This is a genomic window from Thermoleptolyngbya oregonensis NK1-22, from assembly GCF_032705245.1.
GTDB classification, from domain to species: Bacteria; Cyanobacteriota; Cyanobacteriia; order Elainellales; family Elainellaceae; genus Thermoleptolyngbya; species Thermoleptolyngbya sichuanensis.
Genome location: NZ_CP053540.1, coordinates 3,440,960 through 3,461,085 on the forward strand (window position 1 = coordinate 3,440,960; position 20,126 = coordinate 3,461,085).

A 20,126-nucleotide genomic window follows, 5' to 3' on the forward strand; every position below is an offset into this window, starting at 1 on the left:
AAAATCGCAAATCCAGAATCGAGATTAGGCCAACCTCAGCAGCCCCTCCATCATCCGCCGCGCCTGGCCTTCATAGCCGCTGCCGAAGAGGTTGAAATGATTCAGGATGTGGTAAAGGTTGTAGAGCGTTTTGCGCTGGGCGTAGCCCGGTTCCAGGGGAAAGGCTTCGTTGTAGGCGCGGTAGAAATCATTGGGGAAGCTGCCGAAGAGTTCCGTCATGGCCAGATCGACTTCGCGATCGCCAAAGTAGGTCGCTGGGTCAAAAATCACGGGTTCCTCTAGCTGGGTGACGGCCGCATTGCCCGACCACAAATCGCCGTGTACCAGGGAGGGCTGAGGATCGTGCCCTTGCAGCAGTTTGGGAATTGCGTCTAGCAGGCGATCGCCCTCTGGAAAATGACCCCCGCGCTTTTTTGCCAGATGAAGCTGGTAGCCGATGCGATGCTCTGCCCAAAAATCGACCCAGCTTGCGGTCCAGGGGTTGGGCTGGGGCGTAGAGCCGATGGTATTGTCCAGATCCCAGCCAAAGCCGCGATCGCTCGTAACCCGGTGCATCGCCGCTAGGTTGCGCCCCATCTCCGCCCAACTGCGGTGCGTGCCATAGCCAAAATCTAGCCACTCCAGCACCAGATATGCCGAGCCGTCCGCCGTGCCCCAACAGAGCGGCTGCGGCACGCGAATCGTGTGGGTGGCCGCCATCTGGCGCAGGCCCAAAGCTTCTGCCTCAAACATCGCCACGCGAGCCGCCTGGTTCAGCTTGACGAAATAGGCGTGGCGCTCATCGGTCAGCGCGTAGCCCTGGTTGATGCTGCCGCCGCCGACGGGACGCTGGCGCAGGCTGCCCAGTGGCGCTCCGGTGACTTGGCGGATATGGTCGGCGATCGCATTCCACATGCAGGAAGGAGGCAAAGCAAAAGTTAGGGATCAGGCTTCGGGCTTGAGGATGACCACGCTGTAGGCATCGGCAGAGAGGTATTGCTGAGCCGCGGCCATCAGGTCGGCAGCCTCGACGGACTGAATGTGCGTGGGATAGAGCAGGGCGGGCTGCAAATCGCCCACGACAGAATGATAGTAGCCATAGAGTCCGGCGCGATCGCCCGGTGTTTCGTTGCCAAAGATAAAGCGGTTGGCGACCAGCGTGCGGATGCGCTGAATCTCGAAGTCGGTGACGGGTTCGCTTTGCAGGCGACGAATATGCTGGGCGATCGCCGCTTCCACGTCGTCCAGATTCTCAGCGGGCAACTGGGCAGAAATGTAGAACACGCCCTGATGGGTGTAGGTCATGTTGCTGGCAGAAATGCCCGACACCAGCCGCCGATCTTCCCGCAGATCGCGCACTAGCCGCGAGGTTCGTCCCTGCGACAGCACCGATGCCAGCACGTCCAGCGCGTAGGTCTGGGGCAGGCTGTCCATCCCCGGCACGCGCCAGGTCATCACCAGTCGGGCTTGCTGGAGGGTGGGGTCGGTCTGCTCGTAGCGATGGATGGACTGGAACGGCGGCTCTGGCTCGGTGTGCAGTGGTTCTTGCAGCGTTGGGGGGGCCGGCTGGGCCCGATGCGCCTGGGTCTGCGCGAAGCCCTCCGCGACGATCTCCACCAATTGCTCGACGGGCAAATTGCCGACTGCTACGGCTGTTATGGATTGCGGCTGATACCAGGTCTGGTGAAAATCGCGCATCTGCTGCGCCGTGAGCGCCTCAATCACAGACGCAGGGCCAAGCACCGGGCGGCGATAGGGCGATCGCCCAAAGGTCATTTCCATCGCCCGGTAGAACGTGCGCCGCTGGGGATTGTCGTTTGCCCGGCGAATTTCTTCCAAAATCACATGGCGCTCTCGCTCAAAGGCTTCATCGGGAATCGCAGCGTTTAGCACCACCTCGATCTGGTGCGGGGCCAGCGCTGCAAAATCCTGCGGAGCCGTGGTGATGTAGTAATGGGTGTAGTCCTGGCTGGTGGCGGCATTGGTGACTGCGCCGCGCTGTTCGATCAGCCGCTCAAATTCGCCACTCTGGAGCCGGGCCGTGCCCTTAAACACCATATGCTCCAGAAAATGCGCCATGCCGTTGATGGCATCTGTTTCAACCGCAGACCCCACCCCCAGCCACAGGCTCAGGTTCACAGCCTCTACGGGAATTTGTTCGGCAACAATGGTTAACCCATCCGGGAGTCGGTGAACCGTTGGCGCATTGAGACGAGGCGGTTTGCTCGCCTCTAGCACAGTCGGAATTGGAGTCATTGGGTAACAGACAAACAGTTCTTAATCTATCTTAATCGTCTGAACCATTGAAAACAGCATTGCCGCTCTAGTTTTCCTAGTTTCATCCTACCCATCCCCCTCTCAATTACGCTCAATCGCTCAATTCCGCTCAATCGCTGACCTCAATCCCTGAGCAGACTTCACTTTCCGGAGCGCTCTATGGAATCCTGGTAGGAAAGAATGATTGGGATGATTGGCGCTGGGTTTGGGAATGGCAGACAGGGCAGGGGGCTGAAGGTCTAGGGTTTCAGGCGGTCAGGGCGACGCAGTTGAGAAAGGTCTGACAGACTTTGCCCGCGATCCAGCGAGATGGAGATGTTTAGGAAAGTTTTGGAGGCAGGAATGCGGCAGATGACGGATACGTCTGGCAATCGGGCAATGCTTGGGGCGATGCTGGGAATGGTGCTGGGGGCGATCGCCCTGGGGGCTTGCTCATCCAGTGTTTCCCGCGTTCCCATAGAACCGTCCCCCGTTGCGAAGGGACAGGCTCCAGAAGCCTCGCTCGCATCCGCCGCAACCGTTTCCGGCGCAGCAGCCCTCGAATCCACCACCGCAGAAATCTCGGCAGACGATCGGGCTGCGATTCGGCAGTTGGGCGTGCCGCTGGTGGTGCCTACGGTTCTGCCGCCGGAGACGTATATATCCGATGTCGTGGTCACGTCTGATCCAGACTGGGGCAAGGAATATACGCTCTACTACCGCTCGTTTTCAGCCGATCGTGCGATCGCCACTTGTTTTCAGATTGAATACAGCGACGGTGGCTTTGGTGGGCCGCTGCCGCCTAATAGCCGGCCCATCGAAACACCTGCGATCGCCCGCTCCAACGACCCCTACTTCATCTATTGGGCAGACAACGAGCCATCCAGCGATGATTCTCCCTTTCCAGCCAACGCTGTGTTTTCTGACTGGATTGAGGTTCCGGGCGTACCCGGCGGCTATCGACTCAGCAGCGGCCTGATCGATTCGGAACTGGTGCGGGCCTGCAACTTCCTCGACCCAGATTCCGCCGTGGCGATCGCCTCGTCGCTAAACCGTCTGGAGCCTTGATGCTTCAAACCCTTGCTTGCTACCCTTGCTCGGCGTAGCGCTTTAGCTCCTGCGCCATGCGTCGCAGGCCGCTCTGTTCGTCCCGACGGATAAACGGCAGCAGCAGGGTGGTCAGCGTGCCGGAGAGGGTTTCGCGGTGGAGATATTGCGTGCGATCGCCCCCTAGGTCTTGCAGTTCAAACCAGTGTTCGCTGCGAAATCCGGGCGCAGTGTAGCGCAGGCTCAGACAAACCGACGGCTGCACCAGCGTGACCAGCGGCTCGATCTGGGTTTCTTCTTCGCCCATAACGCGCTTAATGGACAGGCGCACGGTTTTGCCCTGGCGAAAGGGGCGATCGGGCGACAGGTCGTAGAAAAAGGTGTTCCAGCGAAACCACTGGTGTTTGTCCATCAGCACTTGCCAGACGTGCGATCGCGGCGCGTTGATTTCCGTTTTGGCATAGAGCGTGGGCATTGTTGGAGATTGCTGATTGGGGGGTGCAGGGGTTTTTAATAAAAGGCTATAGGATTTACGCATTTTATTGGTGCATTATTGACGCTTTACTGGCGCTTTATAGGCGCTTTATTGGCGCATTTTCTAAAGTTGGGCTGTGTCTTTTGAATTCCCCAAACCCCTGCCCCAAAGCCCCTGGCATCCCATGCGGATCGTGATGCTGTCTTCGACCTTTCCCTATCCGCCGACTCGCGGCGGGACAGAGGTGCGAACCTTCCACCTGCTGCGATGGCTGGCGCAACGGCACGAGGTGACCCTGCTGACGCAGCGGGTGAATGCGACCGATTTGGAAGTGTTGGCTGAAGGTGCGGAACCCCCGATGAGCGTGGATGCTGATCTGGCGGCACTGGCGGCAACGGGCGCAAGGGTGGTGTGTTTTCCACTGGGACGACTCGCGAAGCAATCCCTACGGGAATCGCCTCAGGATGCTTTTCCTGGCGACTCATTTCGCAATTCCCTGGGCAAATTGGTGCGACTGGGGCGATCGCACCTCTGGGGCATTCCGCCGAACGTGGCCTTTCGCCATAGCCCCGCGCTGCAAGCCTGGGTGGATGACGCAGTGCAGCAGCGCCGATTTGACGTGCTGACCTGCGAGCATGGCGCAAATGCAGTGTACGTGCGGCCGGCGTTTCAGCGGCGGGTGCGGACGGTGCTAAATGCCCACAGCTTTGCCGTCGGCTGGATGCGGGCCGAACTGGCGCTGGGTGTGTCGGCCAATCCCTGGCGCGATCGCCTTTACTTGCCGACAATCGAGCGCTACGAGCGACGGTTTCGGCAACAGTTTTCCCGCGTGGTGGTGACGACGGCGGAAGATCGGCGGCAGTTTTTGGATTTTTTGTCGGGGCCCGATTCTGCCGCTGCCAATGCCGACCCCGACTGGGTACAGGTGGTGCCAAATGGGATTGATTTGGCAGCCTTTTTGCCCCGCGCGGCCGATCCGGGGGGATATCGGCTGGTGTTCGCAGGGGCGATGGATGCGCCGCATAATATCGACGCAGTGTGTTTTTTTGCTGAAGCGGTATTACCATTAGTGCGATCGCGCTATTCTGAAGTCACTTTTTGCATTGCGGGGGCGCGTCCGGCAGCCGCAGTGCGGGCGCTGGCGCAGCATCCTGGCGTGCAGGTGATGGGCGCGGTTGCGGAGATGGGTGCAGTGTTGCGGGAGGCAACGGTGTGTGTGCTGCCGCTGCGGCTGGGGTTTGGCATTAAAAACAAAACCCTGGAAGCGATGGCGGTGGGTGTTCCTATTGTGGGGAGCGATCGCGCTCTGGAGGGGTTGCCCATCGAGGCGGCGGAACCGCTGGCGCTGCGGGCCAACACGCCGACGGAATATGCAGGGGCGATCGCCCGTCTGTTTGATAGCCCTACGCTGCGGCAGCAGTTGTCTCAGCGGGCCCGTGCCCTAGTGGAGGCCCACTACACCTGGGAAACGGTCGGTCAGCAGTACGAGCGGGCGCTGATGGAGCCGTCGCCCGTTGCGAAACCCTGGCATCCTTAAGCGCCGCCCCGCTCGCAAACGTCATCTGGAAAGAGTGATGCAGCGGTGATGAAAAAACCGGCCCGTCGAACCCGTCCAGCCCAAAAGCAGAGTCCGTCTTCGTCGTCTATGGCGGCCCGTCACCTCCGCATCACGCCGCCCAGAGTCAAGGTTTTTGTGTCGCCAGAACCGCCCTCTCCAGAGACGACGGCAGCTCCTCGCCCCAAGGTCAACGTGTGGGTGGGGCGATTCGCAAAGCAGCCTGCTTCGGAGTCGCGCTCGGTCGATCTGTCGCTAGAAGACTCGCTGGAGGACTGGGAAGAAGCGTTTCTAGCCGAAAATCCCCCGGTCGAATCCAACGGCGTGAAGCTGCTGGTGTCGCCGCCGCCGCCCAAGCAGCGCCCCTGGCTGGGGAGCCTGCTGGCGACGCTCCTCTGGCTGGGCAGCGGCAGTTTCGTGGCGATGGTGGGCTGCACGGCTTTTTGGCTGATTGTGAATCCGGGGCGGGTCAGTTGGCTGGGCTGGGCGCTGCCGGAGTGGAACCGGGAAGCCTTTATCCGCGACGATACGCCGCGAAGCTGGGGCGCAATCCAGGCAGAAGCCGCCCAGCAAAACCGGACGCTGGGCACGCCGCTGATGCGGTCGGTCGGTCGGGGAGCATCGGCTGAAAAGGCAACCGTGGTGCTGGTGCCTGTGCTGGCTGCCCAGCCCCGCTGCGCCGACCCTGCCGAGGCTTGCCTGCACCTGGTCGAACTGCGGGCCTATCACCTAGAAACGCCGCTGGACAGTGCCGGACGGCTGAGCAGCGACACCCGACTGCAACTGGGCGATCGCCTGCCGGTGGCGGGCCCCAGGGAATTTGGCGTGGTGTCGCTGCTGCCGGAGGGCGCTCCGGCGGGGCAAGGTTCGACCCGTCGCCTGCCCCTGCAACAGATCGAGCCGATTGAAGGGGATGCGCCCAAACCCGACGGCTGGTTTTCCCTCAGCGGACAGCAGCGGCGAGGCAGTCAGGCGATCGCCTATGGGCAAATCGGCTATTACGATGCGGCTCAGCGACGGCTGCGGCTGCTGCTTTCCTGGAGTAGCCTGGTTCGCCGCCCCCGCTGGCAGGCGGTCACAGGCGATGACCCGCCAGAACTGGTGGTTGATCAAACCGTGGGGCTGGAGCCTCAATTTACGGTTTATCAGGTGAAACCGGCCGAGGGCGGCATCGTGCGGCTGGAGGCGATCGCCCTAGAACAGCCCCCCTTTGCCAGTCAGAGTTTGGAAAACGCGCTGTTTCTCGCCCGCAACGGCCTGTGGAGCCACGCCCGCGCCTGGATGGAGGGCTATAAAAAACGCAATCCCAAAACCTGGAATGCGGCCGCCCAGGCCCAGCTTGACCTGATTGCGCTGCACGCCGCCGCCACCCGCGCCCAGGCCGAGCGCGATCGTGCCAGCCCCAGCCAGCGCCTAGCCACGCTGATTATCGACAGCCGATGGGAGGCGGCGATCGCCCTGCTGCAAACCGCCCTGCGCGACGGGGCCGATTTGCGGACGCTGATTGGCGGCGATGCAAACCGCTGGCGGCAGCGGGCCGAGGCGATGCTGCGGGTGGATGCTGACCACACCGATGCCCAGTTTATCGGCGGGCTGGTGGTGATGCTGCGTCAGGGACGAGAGGAGGCGATCGCCTGGCTTCAGACCCAAAACTGCGCCCCGATTCCCAAAACGCCAGCCTCGCCGCTGCACCCGCGCACCCAAGCCGTTCTGCGCCGCCTCGACCAGTTGCCCCTGCACGGTCAGACCCTCTACCCCAGCCGCCTGATTGGCACTGCCACGCCCCTGCCCAGCCCCCGCCCCGGCGACTGGGACACACCCGATGGCTCTGCCCTGCCAACGCTGCCCGATGGTGAGGTGTGGTATCGCATCTCCCTGACCCGCTATCACGACGGCACGACCTGGCAGCACGCCCCATTTTCTCAGTTGTCCAGCCGCCTGACTCCGGGTTTTCTGTGGAACCAACTCGGACTGGGCGATTCGCAAAGCGCTGCCTACGGGAATCGCCCCACGCTCCAGTACACCACCTGGAACCCGCAGGCCCAGATGCAGTCCCATCCGCTCACCGTGCGGGCGCTGCGGCTCCAGGGCAGCGCCATTCAACTGCTGGCCAGCGGCCAACCCCTGGGAGACTCCCTGGCCAATCGCCCCCATCTCGTCCTGTCGGAGGCCGCGCTCAACTGGGAACTGCCCACCGACAGCACCTCCCTGGCCGCCCTCCAGTTGCAACAGCCACAGCAGGGTAGCGCCATTCTGCGAACCCTTGCCACCGAGCTACGCCGCGCCCGACCAAACCTGCCGCTGCCGCCTGCCGACGACCCAGAGGCGCTGGCCCAAGCCTTCGGCTCCTGGAGCGTGCAGCTTGCCGACCTGACGGGCGATTCCCGCAGGGATCACTCGAATCGCCAGCCGGAGGTGATTCTGGTGCTGCATCCCGACCTGCTCGATCCGCCCCCTGCCGAACCCGCGCCAGAGTCAGACGATCTGGAATTGCTCGGCGCATCGCCCAGCCCCCCTGCCCCATCCCCTGCCCCATCCAGTGCCTCGTCGGATGCCCCGCTCCGCACGCTGATCTTTTCTGCCAGCGGCAGCCTGGTCTACAACGAACTGACGACGAATACGCAACTGGTGGCGATCGCCCGCTTGGAAGGGGAGACAGCGCCCGTCCTGGTAATCACGCAGGGCGATCGCGTTACGCTGCGGCGGTGGCTTGCGTCTCCACAGCGCTTCGAGCCAATCGACTAAGCCAAGCGACTAAGCAGAGGCGATTTGACAAGCCATCCAAAATCCAAAATCCAAAATCAACACTACCGAGCGTCTTCATTAATCGGCGCGATATATTGCCGATTGGCACGGACGTAGCACGTTCCCAGGGTTTGCCCCGGCTGGGCAAAGGTGAGCGCATCCGTACCGCGCACCCGCAGCCAGGGAGCGCCATTCTGGAAGACGATCGCTTCATTTCGCACAAACTCGGCCGTCAGGATTGCCCCAGGCGCAATGCGCGATCGCACGACTCCATTGGGACTGACGCGACAGTTCAGATAGGTTGGGTCTGGATCGACCACCAGCCAGCGACGGTTGTAGTAATTGCCCCGGTTTCCCTGCATGATGGCAGTCGTGTAATCGCCGCTGCGGTTTGGCGTGGGAACTTCGGCCATTTGGGCGATCGCAGGCATAGACAGACCTATTGCCAGTCCGGTTCCCAAGACTAGTCGTAATCCATTCAGTTTCGCGTTCATCATAGTGTTCAAAATTTGACTCAAAGTGACTCAAAGTGACTCAACAGGATGTGTGCAAACCATTCAGCAGCGCGTCAGCAACACGTCAGCAGCGAGTGTGAAGTGCGTGTACTGCGGTCTGCACGTTGAGTAGCTTCATTCCCGCTCGAAAAGATTCCTGAGAGTCGGGCGATCGCTGTGCCAGAACCCAGATCGGCTGGCGTTGGGGGGATGGCGTTAGTCTGAGTCGCCGTACCAAATGGCTTCTACCTGGTGGGCGATCGCCTCTGCCTCTGCCCGCCCCTGCCCTGGCTGCAAGCACACGGTGACATGGCCCAGCTTGCGCCCCGGCCGCGATTCAGATTTGCCATACCAATACACCTGAGCCTGGGGAATTGTGGCAAGCCGCTGGCGCAGAGCGGCATAGTCAGACTTGGCAGTTTCAACGCCCAGCAGGTTGACCATCACCGCGCCCGCGCAGGTGAGCGCCGTAGACCCCAGCGGCAGCCCCGCCACGGCCCGCAGATGTTGCTCAAATTGCGAGGTGGCACAGGCATCGAGGGTGTAGTGCCCGGAATTGTGGACGCGGGGCGCAATTTCGTTGACCAGCACACGCCCGTCGGTCGTCAGAAATAGCTCAATGCCCAGCACGCCGACATAATCCAGGGCAGTGAGAATCTGGCGGGCGATCGCCCCCACCTGCTCCGTTACACTCTCAGAAAACTCGTTCAGCGCATACACCCGGCGGCAGACCTGCTGTTCCTGCTGCGACTCCACCACCGGATACAGCGCGATTTCGTGGGATTCATGAAGCGATCCCTGGGGAAATCGCCCCCGCGCCGCCATCACCGCCAGTTCCCGCTCAAACGGCACAAAGGCTTCCACAAGCCACGACTGTCCCGGCTTTCGCAAGACTGCTTCCAGTTCTGCCTGGGTTTTGCAAACAAACGTGCCGTAACCGTCATAGCCATGTCGCCGCGCCTTTAGCACCACCGGAAACTCAAAGCTCGCATCCAATTCAGACGCATGGGTGATTGCCTGAAAGCGGGGCGTAGGAACGTGGATGGACTGATAAAAGGAACGCTGATCGAACTTGTCGAGGATAGGGGCGATCGCCCCCAAAGACGGCAAAAACAACACACCCTGCGAGGCGATCGCCCCCAGCCCTGCCAGATCCACAAACTCATTCTCAAACGTAATCACGTCACACTGCTGGGCCAGATACGCCGTTGCCGATGCGTCTTCCACCTGCGCCAACACCACCTCCTCTGCAACGCCCACCGCCGGATCGTCCTGATTCGGCGTTTGCACGATGAGATCCAGCCCCAGCTTCTTGGCCGCCGCGCCCATCATCCAGGCAAGCTGCCCGCCGCCAATTACCCCAACCCGCTTCACATCGCTCCCTGTCATCCCTGTCTATCGCCACCACAGCATTCTGTCTGCATCAGTATTCTGCATCAGTATAGCGACTGCCCAAAACCCTCGAAAAACCAAAGCACGATTCCCGAAAGGAAAGTGCGCTGCACCGCTTGCGCGAACGCTTCGCGAATCGCCCCTGCCGCCCTTGCAATGCGAGGCGACCTCTCAGAACAAACCAGAAAGTCCTTAGGAGGGGGTGTGGGGGACGCTTCATCCCCTGCAAAGGGGGTTTGGGGGATACCCCCAAGGCTTGCTGGTTCGGAGATCAAATTCCTCAAAACTGTCCTGAACAGCATCAACTCCAGGCGTAGGCCTCTGACGGGGCTAGTACTTCACCTGCGCTTTTGGAATTTCCGCAAACCTAGAAACTTATGTGAAGCTCGGTACGTCCGATAGACAAGTTTCGTCGATGCTGCCCTGAACCCTCCAGAGATCGGTATGATGGATGGTTTCTTCAGGAGGCGGTTCGATTCTCAATTCTTTGAGATTTTCCCAGTTAAATCTGATCGCAACTGCGCCAAACCTGATTAATATCGGTTTTGGTCGATTGCGATGGAGGTTTGTGCGACTCAGCTGCATCTGCCCCAACTCCCCAATCGGTGTTTTAAGAGGTTGATTGTGAGATTTTCTTGGTTATTGTCTGGTGTGCTGGGCGTTGCAGGGTCTCTCCTGATTGCCGTTTCTGCTGAAGCGGGCACGCTGCAATCCTGGCGGTTTAACTCGGCGGAAAACCGACTGGTCTTTACCACCGATGACGGCGTGCAGCCCAGGGCCCAACTCATTTCCGACCCCGTTCGCCTGGTCATTGACCTGCCAGGAATTACCCTCGGTCGCTCGACAACCCGCCAGAGTGGAACCGGCGGCATTCGGGAAATTCGCCTGGGGCAGGTAGACGCTCAGACCACGCGCATCGTAATCGAGCTAATGCCCGGTTATACCCTCGACCCGCAGCGGGTGCTGGTGCGCGGGGCCACGCCAACCGAGTGGTCTGTGCAAATTCCCACGCCGCAGTTTGTCGGCGGGCCCGTTGCAGGCAGCCCTTCCCCCACCCCCGGAACGCCGCTGCCCGCACCCAACCCTCCCGCGCCTGCGCCTGCGCCCCCAGCGGCGGGCCCCGCCCAGATTGACGAGGTGCAAATTACCCAAGACGGCTTTTTTATCCGCACCAGCGGGGGTGTGCCTCGCCTGACGCTGCGCCGCAACAGCGATCCGCGAGATGTGCAGTTCGACATTGCCAATGCCCAGGTTTCGCCCCAGTTGACCAATCGCGATTTGCGGCCCAATCATCGCGGGGTGGAGCGGCTGCGGCTGGAACCCCAGCGGAATGGCGTTGTGCGGCTATCGCTGCGCTTGTCGGGTAGCCGAAACGACCGCAACCGTCGTGGCTGGCAGGCCAGCGTCAGTGATTTTGGGGGGATTGTGCTGCTGCCCAGCCTGAATGCCAACAGCGGCGTGGTGGCGACCCGTCCGTCCCAGCCTGCGCCGACCCCGCTCCCCCCTACAACTCCGCCTATCGCCCCTCCCACCTCGCCCAGCCCGCCGCCGCGCCCTAGTCAGCCGCCCGTCAGCGGTCTTTCGACAGTGCAATCGGTGGAGTTGTCGAGTAATGGTCAGCAGTTGCTCATCCGGGCGGATCAGCCGATTACCTACACCAGCGATTGGGATCGGGGGCGGATTTTTTATCGAATTACGATTCCCGATGCTCGACTGGCGGAGCGGGTGATTGGCCCACAAATCACGGCGAACAGCACCATTCAGCAGGTGCGCCTGTTGCAAGAAGACGAGCGGACGGTGGCGATTTTGGTGCAGCCTGCTGCTGGTGTGGTGATTCGAGATGTGATCCAGCCGAGCGATCGCCTCTTGGCTCTAGAACTGCGCGGCGCTGCCCAGCCTCCCACCCCGCCCATGCCCACCACCCCGCCCCCAATCGTGACACCCCCCACCACTACCCTGCCCCGCGTCCCCACCGGCCGCGTCGTGGTCGTGCTAGATGCGGGACACGGCGGTCGAGATCCGGGCGCAGTGGGCATTGGCGGGATACGCGAGAAAGATATTGTCTTGTCGATTACAACCCAGGTGGCTCGCTTACTAGAACAGCAAGGCGTGCAGGTGGTCATGACTCGCACAGACGATCGAGAAATTGACCTAGCACCGCGCGTGCAAATTGCTGAACGGGCGCGGGCAAATATTTTCGTCAGTATTCACGCCAACGCTATCAGCATGGATCGCCCCGATGTCAACGGCATTGAAACCTACTACGCCTCGGAAGCGGGGGCACGGCTGGGCCGCGTGATTCACGACAGCATGGTTCGGAATACGGGCTTGAACGATCGCGGCTTGCGGAGTGCCCGATTCTACGTGATTCGCAACACCTCAATGCCCGCCGTATTGCTGGAAACGGGGTTTGTAACTGGAGCGCAGGATGCAGCGTTTTTGGGCAGCGCTCAGGGACAACAACGCATGGCATTTGCGATCGCACAGGGTATCCTGCAATATATTCAGCAAAACTTCTAAACATTTCGTTTGCAGCCTGTGTCTAACTCTGCCTCGTTCTCAGACTCGGTTAATCGCGCCTCAGACCCGCTCTCTCCTGAACCAAACGGGACATTTTGCGAATCCGTCCTCTTGACAACAGGCGATGCCCAGGCCCCCATCGGTGTGTTTGACAGCGGCGTGGGCGGGCTGACAGTGCTGCGGGAGATCCAGCGCCAGCTTCCGAATGAATCGGTGCTATATTTTGGCGACACGGCGCGGCTGCCCTATGGAACCCGCTCGGAGGAGGAACTGCTGCAATTTGTGCGGGAGATCTTGACCTGGATGACGCAGCAGCGGGTGAAGATGGTGGTGGTAGCCTGCAACACCAGTTCTGCCAAGGCGCTGGACGTGGTGCGGGCCGAGTTTCCGATGCCGATTTTGGGCGTGATTTTGCCGGGGGCGCGGGCGGCCGTGCAGCGGGGGCGGCGAATTGGGGTGATTGCTACACCCTTTACGGCGGCTAGCGATGCCTATCGACGGGCGATTCATGAAATTGACGAGGCGATCGCCGTTTGGCAGGTGGGCTGTCCGGAGTTTGTGCCGCTGATTGAGCAAAACCGGATTCATGACCCCCACACCCGACAGGTGGCCCAGCGGTATCTGGAGCCGCTGATCCAGGCGCAAATCGACACGCTGGTATTTGGCTGTACGCACTATCCGCATTTGAAACCCGTGCTGCGATCGCTCCTGCCGCCTGCGGTGCAGTTTGTCGATCCGGCGGTGCATGTGGTGCGGGCGGCGGCGCGAGAGCTAGATCTGCTGGGGCTGCGAAATCTCTATGCCAATCGCACGGCTCGGTTTTGCGTCAGCGGCTGCCCAGAGAGCTTTGCTCAACTTTCACAGCAGTGGCTCGGCTATTTGCCCATCACTGAGCGGGTAGACTTAACCGCTGTGACCCCTGCAATCCCGACGGCAAGGGCGATTCCCGAAGGGATCGCTTCACGAATCGCCCCGCTGGAAACCTCGGAGTGAATGCAAAGCCAAGGCTGGGGTGGGGCGATCGCCCTTGGAATTCTCCACCCCTGGAATTCTCCGGCCAATTCCTCAGTGAATTCCCCTGCATTCACCCTTGGGGTGGGCCACCCTACGGTAAGCTGGTAGTTGGCTCAAAATGCCTCAAATCTACGGCTTGCTTAACATTCCGCTGTTTTTGTACACACTTCTTTGCACATGATCGCCAGTCCTCCCCGCACCATTCGCATCGGTTCTCGCAAAAGTCAACTTGCCCTAGTGCAAACCCACTGGGTGCAGTCCGAGCTACAAAAAGCCTTTCCGGGGCACACCTTTGAGGTTCACACCATGAGTACCCAAGGTGACAAGATTCTGGACGTGGCGCTGGCCAAGATTGGCGACAAGGGGCTGTTTACCAAAGAGCTAGAAGTGGGGATGCTGAACGGCGACATCGACTTTGCCGTGCATTCGCTCAAGGACTTGCCGACGCGCCTGCCGGAGGGGCTGATGCTGGGCTGCGTGACTGAGCGCGAAGACCCTGCCGATGCGCTGGTGGTGCATGAAAAGCATCAAGACAAGCAGCTTGACACCCTGCCAGAGGGCGCGGTGATTGGCACGTCGTCGCTGCGGCGGCTGGCGCAACTGCGACACCACTACCCGCACCTGGCTTTCAAAGACGTGCGGGGAAACCTGAACACGCGGCTGGCCAAGCTGGATGCGGGCGAATATGATGCGCTGATCCTGGCGGTGGCGGGGCTGAAGCGGCTGGGCATGGGCGATCGCATTCACCAAAACATTCCCAGCGATGTGTCGCTTCATGCGGTGGGGCAGGGCGCTCTGGGCATCGAATGCCGCACCGAAGACCCGGAAATCCTCAGTGTGCTAAAGGTGCTGGAGCATACCCCCACCGCCCAGCGCTGCTATGCCGAACGCGCTTTTCTGCGAGAGCTAGAGGGCGGCTGTCAGGTTCCCATCGGGGTTCATACCGTCATCGAGGGCGACACGCTGACGCTGACCGGACTGGTGGCCAGCCTGGATGGACAAACGCTCATCAAAGATACGGTTTCGGGCGCACCCGACACTGCCGAGCAGTTGGGCATCGACCTGGCCCATCGGCTCAAGGAACAGGGCGCACAGGCCGTGCTGGACGAAATCTTTGCTACGATTCAGCGGGGTTAGAGGTTAAGTGACCGCATCGGTTAAGTGACCACATTGGTTAAGTGACCGCATCGTCTGAACCTTCACTCCAAATCAGGAACTTCTCCAATTGGCGATGCATCTTCAGAGGTAGTGCGATCGCCCAGTTGTTCATGCCTGTTGTTGTTCTTGCCTGTTTCTGTGTCTCTCTATGCGTCAACTAGTGCATCAACTGAGGGGCGATCGCCCGATCTTCTTAAAATCTTAAAACGAGTCTAGAAACGAGTCTAGAAACAAGTCTAGAAACAATCCCAGAGGCCATCATGGATAAAGGGCTGAGAACGGGTTTCGCTGGATTGGGCGGTCTGCTGCTGCTGGGCATGGGCTGGCTCCACCAACAGGCGATCGCCACAGAGCAGGCCTTGACCTGGTTTGAGCGATCATCCAAGCAATCGTTTGAGTCATCTTTTGAGTCATTTGAGCCATCTGGGCCATCTGAGTCTTCTCTGGAATGGCATCCTCTAGGGCGACGGGCATCGGCATGGCGCGAAGCCCCTCAGCGGCGAGCCGACCGCTCGGACGAAGCCTTTGTGGACACTATGCTGGCTTCTCACAATCGCTATCGCACCGAGCTAAACCTGCCGCCGCTGCAATGGTCAGACCAACTGGCGCAAAATGCCCAAGGCTGGGCAAACGAACTGGCCGCACGGGGCGGCCGTCGATTGGTTCACAGCCAGGGCACGGGCGAGGGCGAAAATCTGTGGATGGGCACGTCGGGCTACTTTTCCTACGACGACATGGTGACCGGCTGGGGCGACGAAAAGCGGTATTTTCGTCCGGGCACCTTCCCTAACGTCAGCACGACTGGCAACTGGGCCGATGTGGGGCACTATACCCAAATCATCTGGCGCGACACCACCCACGTCGGCTGTGCCCTCTCCACCGCAGGCGGCAACGACATCCTGGTTTGTCGCTATAGCCCGCCCGGAAATTACTACGGTCGCCGCGTTTATTAGTCCCTCAGCCACCCCCCCTTGCGAACTCCCCGCCGACGGGATCAGTCCTAAAATAATTACGAAAACGTTACCGAAACTTGCTAGGGTTTAGGTGTTGTGCGTCGCGCTAGAGGATGAACGCACAATCGAGACGTTCGGGAGACTCAGGGGGGTCACGATGCGAATTTTGTTTGTGGCGGCCGAAGCGGCCCCGGTGGCAAAAGCAGGCGGCATGGGCGACGTAGTGGGCGCACTGCCCAAAGTGCTGCGGCAGATGGGGCACGATGTTCGCATCTTTATGCCCTACTACGGCTTTTTGCCAGACAAGATGGAAATTCCCAAAAAGCCCGTCTGGTCTGGCACGGCAATGTTTCAGAATTTCAAAATTTTTGAAAGCAAGCTGCCCAGAACCGATGTCCCGGTTTATCTGTTTGGGCATCCCTCCTTTATGCCCCGCCGCATCTACTACGGGGAAGACGAAGACTGGCGGTTCACGCTGTTTGCCAATGCAGCTTCCGAGTTTGCCTGGAACTATTGGCGGCCGGACGTGATTCACTGCCACGACTGGCACGCGGGCATGATTCCCGTGTGGATGCACGAAACCGAAGACATCAAGACTGTCTTCACGATTCACAACCTGGCCTATCAGGGGCCGTGGCGCTGGCGCTTGGAGCAGATGACCTGGTGCCCGTGGTATATGCAGGGGCACAACACGATGGCGGCGGCGGTGCAGTTTGCGGATATGGTGACAACGGTTTCGCCGACCTATGCCGAGCAGATTAAAACGCCGGAGTATGGCGAACAGCTAGAAGGGCTGCTGTCCTACATCAGCGGCAAGCTCGTGGGGATTCTCAACGGCATTGACCAAGGGCTGTTTGACCCGGAGCGCGATCGCCAGATTCCGCAAAACTTTACTGCTGACACTCTGGAAAACCGCCGCGAAAACAAAATTGCACTGCAAGAAGAACTAGGGCTAGAGGTGAATTCCAAGGCCTTTTTGCTGGGCATGGTGACGCGCCTGGTGGAACAGAAGGGTCTAGATCTGGTGATCCAAATGCTAGATCGGTTCATCTCCTATACGGACGGTCAGGTGGTGGTGCTGGGCACGGGCGATCGCTATTATGAAACCGAGCTATGGCATATTGCCTCGCGCCACCCTGGCCGCGTTGCCGTGTACCTGCTGCACAATGACACCCTGGCCCGCCGCATCTATGCAGGCACCGATGCCTTCTTGATGCCGTCTCGGTTTGAACCCTGCGGCATCAGCCAGATGATCGCCATGCGCTATGGCTCGATTCCCATCGTGCGGCGCACGGGTGGCCTAGTAGACACGGTGCAGCACCATGTCCCCTCAGAAAATGAAGGCACGGGCTACTGCTTTGACCGCTACGAGCCGCTGGATCTGTATACCTGCATGATCCGCGCCTGGGAAGGCTTCCAGTACAAAGACCAGTGGCGATCGCTCCAGCAGCGGGCTATGCGTCAGGATTTTGCCTGGGATCACTCAGCCCGCGAGTACGAGAAGATCTACCGCCGCATCAAGGGGTTGCCAGAGTCGGATGACGAGCCGCAGGCCGAAGCCGATGAAGCCGCTGCGACTTCGGAGCATCCAGCCCCCGACGCAGCAACTCCAGATGCAACTGCCGAAGCCGCTGCCAAGGAAAAGGTCGCCTAGCCGAATAATGGGGATCTGTCTCATTCTCCCTGGAGCTATGCAGCCAGATCCCCAAACCCTCGTCCTCTCTCCTCCTCTATAGACTTGCTCCGACTGGCAGCCCAACCGCCTTAAACGCCGAGCGCACCACCTGTGTTGACCCCAAAGGAACCTTGCCATCGCGGGTCAGTTCGCGGGCAGCCGTCACAATCACTGCCACTGCATCGTCGAACTGAGCCGTGGGCCAAAGCTTTTGCAGCGCACTAAACCAAATGTAGGCAGCATTCTCAGTGCCAATTTCCATCGCGGTCAGGTAAAACGCCTTGTTGGGAATGCCGCTGTTGATATGCACACCAAAGTTATCTTCGGGGCCGCTGAAATAGTCGCGCATGTGCCCAGGCTGTGGATCTTTGCCCAGCAGGTCGTTGTCGTAAGCTGTTCCCGGCTCCTTCATCGACCGCAGCGCCTCGCCATATAGCGTCGGCCCCATAATCTCATCGCCAATCAGCCAGTCGGCGGTGCTGGCGGTTTGCCCTTCGGCATATTGCGTAATGGCAGTGCCAAACACATCGGCGAAGTGTTCGTTTAGCGCCCCCGATTGCCCCTTGTATTCGAGATTGGCGGTGAACTGAATTACGCCGTGGGTTAGCTCGTGGGCCACCACATCCAGAGAGTTGGCGAAGCTGGTGAAAATCTTGCCATCGCCATCGCCAAAGGTCATTTCGTCCCCGTCCCAGAAGGCGTTGAGATAGCGCAAGCCAAAGTGGACATTCAGGATTAAATCCATGCCTAGGTTGTCAATCGAGTTGCGCCCCATGACGGTTTGGAAATAGTCGCGGACGACACCTGCGTAGTTGTGAATAGTCGTCACGTCGGCATCGCCCGTTTCTGGATCAGACTCGCCACGCACCAGCTTGAGCCGCTGCTGCCAGGTTTGTTCGCAGTCGTAAACGAGGCGATCGCTCTTGCCCACAGGAGCCGCCCCGGTAAAGGTCGCCATGCTGACGGCGGCGGCGGTCGCTTTCCGCTTTTCTCGCATCTTGCGGCTCTGCTGATAGCTGACGCGGGCATCGTCAACCCCTTTGCGGGCAAGATGCTCTGCAATCACCGGGGGAATAAAAGAACACCGACAGCCTGGACGACAAAGGTGACGCATAAAGACTCGCTCCTAATCCTAAAAATGAGCAGGACTGACACAAGAGACGGTGAAACAGCGCTAAAGCAACGACCACAAAACGGGGGTCTAGGTTGCTACAGCTTATCTTTTTGGACTAGAAACACGCCTGCGTAAGCCCTGAGCGATCGTGTGACGGGACGCTCGCCCTCAGTGGGAGATGGCTGCGTCCCTAAAACCCCCAGGTGCGCTTTGGCCCGATATCCAGGTGGATCACGTTCGGCATGTTGCTGTAGATGCCAATGCCGCCATTCCAGGACAGCATCACTGCATTCGCCACCTGGCGGCCGCTCAAGCCCTGCACCTGCACATCGACTGCCTTGCCGTAGAGGTGCTGGCTGTTGGTTGCTCCGCCCACTGCCGAGTTGACATCTGGCGGACGATACCAGGAATTGACCTGGAAGGGGCGGCCAATCTGGTTTCGCACCCGTTGCAGCTCCCGCGCCAGGGCCAGGATATTGTCGGCGATCGCCTTAGTGGCGGGAATGCGCGTCGCGTTCTTGGTTGCCTCGCCCCAGGTAAAGTTGCCGTTGGGAATAATCGGCTGGTCGGTATAAAACGTGGAGGAATAGCCCGGCAGGCGAAACGGCCGACCCGTGTACTGGGGTGGTGGGGGCGGTGGGGGCGGTGGGGGCGGCGGTGGGGGCGGCGGCGGAGTCGGTTGGGGTCTAGGATAAACGACTCTGCCTGCCTGCTCGACTCGTGCATGTTGGTCAAATACGTACCAGGTGTTAAACCCGTAGATATTGTCTTTGACGTACTTGAGGGCAAACTTGATGTGTGAGTTGAACGATCCCTGGGCATCGGCAAAGGCATAGTTGTCAATCACCAGCAGCGTCCCCGGAACGGCGGGAGCCTGTTCGTTGGGCGCAAGCTGCGACGACTGCACCGGGCGACGTTTGAACAGCGTGTTTTGCGTAATTCGCAAGATAAACGCATTGGGGTCTTCGGGGGGATACACCACGTCTCCATCAAAGGTGACGAAAGCGTGCTGATTGAACACGAACCAGGTGCTTAGCCCGTTGATGAAATCAATGCGATCGCGAATGGCAAACTTAATATGGTTGTTAAATTCGCCCTGTGCGTCGGCGAAGGCGTAGGAATGCAGGCTGATCGTCCGTCCCCGCTGGATCGAGACTCGTTCTGAAGGAGACAACGCAGACGAATCGACCGGGCGGCGCTTCAGGATTGTATTTTGATTAATCCAGAGGATCGGTATGCTCTCTTGATCTTCGTGCGGGTAGACCACGACCCCGTTGGCTTCGACTTGAGCATCTAGACTCGACACAAACCAAGTGTTGAATCCGTTGATGGTTCGGTTTTGCAATGCAAACTTTATATGTCCGTTGAAGGAGCCATTGATATTGGCGTAGGCATAGGAATGCAGCGGGTAGGTGTTGCCAGAGGCGATCGCCACCATTTCATTGGGTTGCAACAGAGAAGTCGGCTCGGGCCGCAGCTTAAACACGGTTGCTGTATTCACACGCAGAATCAGTTGTACCATCGGCAACACCCAAATCTAGTTCGCTCAAAGCGCTCCAAAGCAAGCGCTGAAAATAGACCTACTCATGATAGGTGCTTTTGTAGCTTTTGCAGCTTTGGGCATCGCCCCGCTGTTTTGTAGCAACTGGCTATGACTACAGGGCAACCCGGAGCAATCCCAGATAGACTGGCCTGAATCGATCAGGACTTATGCATTTGCGATACGCTCTTTGGGTTTTGGACAACTTC

At 59.7% G+C, this 20,126-nt stretch carries 15 protein-coding genes; 8 read left to right on the top strand and 7 right to left on the bottom strand.

Annotation, left to right across the window (positions count from 1 at the left end; genetic code table 11):
• Window positions 1–24: 24 nt before the first annotated feature.
• Both HNI00_RS14580 and HNI00_RS14585 read right to left on the bottom strand, forming a co-directional pair.
• Window positions 25–894, bottom strand: a complete 870-nt coding sequence (locus tag HNI00_RS14580) for a fructosamine kinase family protein (RefSeq protein ID WP_172355569.1) — start codon at window positions 892–894, stop codon at window positions 25–27.
• A gap of 30 nt (window positions 895–924) precedes the next feature.
• Window positions 925–2,235: a M16 family metallopeptidase gene (locus tag HNI00_RS14585; protein WP_316787348.1), complete on the bottom strand. Its 1,311-nt coding sequence runs from the start codon at window positions 2,233–2,235 to the stop codon at window positions 925–927.
• A gap of 336 nt (window positions 2,236–2,571) precedes the next feature.
• Here HNI00_RS14585 and HNI00_RS14590 point away from each other — a divergent pair, with 336 nt between their 5' ends.
• Window positions 2,572–3,303, top strand: coding sequence for a hypothetical protein (locus HNI00_RS14590; RefSeq protein ID WP_316787349.1), 732 nt, complete (start codon window positions 2,572–2,574; stop codon window positions 3,301–3,303).
• Between the two features lie 19 nt (window positions 3,304–3,322).
• On the opposite strand, the gene HNI00_RS14595 is transcribed toward HNI00_RS14590, so the two are convergent.
• Window positions 3,323–3,757 (bottom strand): SRPBCC domain-containing protein, encoded by a 435-nt coding sequence (locus tag HNI00_RS14595; protein WP_297077600.1) that lies wholly within the window; start codon window positions 3,755–3,757, stop codon window positions 3,323–3,325.
• A 184-nt stretch (window positions 3,758–3,941) separates the two neighbouring features.
• On the opposite strand from HNI00_RS14595, the gene HNI00_RS14600 reads away from it, so the two are divergent.
• Together HNI00_RS14600 and HNI00_RS14605 are read left to right on the top strand one after the other, a co-directional pair.
• Window positions 3,942–5,294 carry a glycosyltransferase family 4 protein gene (locus HNI00_RS14600; RefSeq protein WP_420156365.1) on the top strand — a complete coding sequence of 451 codons (1,353 nt, stop codon included), beginning with the start codon at window positions 3,942–3,944 and terminating at the stop codon, window positions 5,292–5,294.
• Between the two features lie 48 nt (window positions 5,295–5,342).
• Window positions 5,343–8,057 carry a hypothetical protein gene (locus tag HNI00_RS14605; protein WP_316787351.1) on the top strand — a complete coding sequence of 905 codons (2,715 nt, stop codon included), beginning with the start codon at window positions 5,343–5,345 and terminating at the stop codon, window positions 8,055–8,057.
• A 62-nt stretch (window positions 8,058–8,119) separates the two neighbouring features.
• On the opposite strand, the gene HNI00_RS14610 is transcribed toward HNI00_RS14605, so the two are convergent.
• Together HNI00_RS14610 and HNI00_RS14615 are read right to left on the bottom strand one after the other, a co-directional pair.
• Window positions 8,120–8,554 (bottom strand): hypothetical protein, encoded by a 435-nt coding sequence (locus HNI00_RS14610; protein ID WP_316787352.1) that lies wholly within the window; start codon window positions 8,552–8,554, stop codon window positions 8,120–8,122.
• Window positions 8,555–8,767: 213 nt separating this feature from the next.
• Window positions 8,768–9,940, bottom strand: coding sequence for a 5-(carboxyamino)imidazole ribonucleotide synthase (locus HNI00_RS14615; RefSeq protein ID WP_316787353.1), 1,173 nt, complete (start codon window positions 9,938–9,940; stop codon window positions 8,768–8,770).
• Window positions 9,941–10,567: 627 nt separating this feature from the next.
• Between HNI00_RS14615 and HNI00_RS14620 the strand changes: the two genes are divergently transcribed.
• The 5 genes from HNI00_RS14620 (at window position 10,568) to glgA (ending at window position 17,242) form a co-directional block, all read left to right on the top strand.
• Window positions 10,568–12,463: an N-acetylmuramoyl-L-alanine amidase gene (locus HNI00_RS14620; RefSeq protein WP_316787354.1), complete on the top strand. Its 1,896-nt coding sequence runs from the start codon at window positions 10,568–10,570 to the stop codon at window positions 12,461–12,463.
• A 111-nt stretch (window positions 12,464–12,574) separates the two neighbouring features.
• Window positions 12,575–13,456: a glutamate racemase gene (gene murI / locus HNI00_RS14625; protein WP_420156366.1), complete on the top strand. Its 882-nt coding sequence runs from the start codon at window positions 12,575–12,577 to the stop codon at window positions 13,454–13,456.
• Window positions 13,457–13,654: 198 nt separating this feature from the next.
• Window positions 13,655–14,614 carry a hydroxymethylbilane synthase gene (gene hemC, locus HNI00_RS14630; RefSeq protein ID WP_316787356.1) on the top strand — a complete coding sequence of 320 codons (960 nt, stop codon included), beginning with the start codon at window positions 13,655–13,657 and terminating at the stop codon, window positions 14,612–14,614.
• 281 nt (window positions 14,615–14,895) lie between these two features.
• Entirely contained in the window at window positions 14,896–15,588 is a 693-nt protein-coding gene (locus tag HNI00_RS14635; protein WP_316787357.1) for a CAP domain-containing protein, read from the top strand.
• 157 nt (window positions 15,589–15,745) lie between these two features.
• Window positions 15,746–17,242 carry a glycogen synthase GlgA gene (gene glgA / locus HNI00_RS14640; protein WP_316787358.1) on the top strand — a complete coding sequence of 499 codons (1,497 nt, stop codon included), beginning with the start codon at window positions 15,746–15,748 and terminating at the stop codon, window positions 17,240–17,242.
• A 76-nt stretch (window positions 17,243–17,318) separates the two neighbouring features.
• On the opposite strand, the gene HNI00_RS14645 is transcribed toward glgA, so the two are convergent.
• Complete coding sequence (locus tag HNI00_RS14645) at window positions 17,319–18,377, bottom strand: M4 family metallopeptidase (RefSeq protein ID WP_316787359.1); 1,059 nt, start codon at window positions 18,375–18,377, stop codon at window positions 17,319–17,321.
• Between the two features lie 190 nt (window positions 18,378–18,567).
• The gene (locus HNI00_RS14650) at window positions 18,568–19,899 is read right to left on the bottom strand and encodes a YcbK family protein (RefSeq protein WP_316787360.1); all 1,332 of its coding nucleotides are present in this window, start codon (window positions 19,897–19,899) and stop codon (window positions 18,568–18,570) included.
• Window positions 19,900–20,126: the final 227 nt, after the last annotated feature.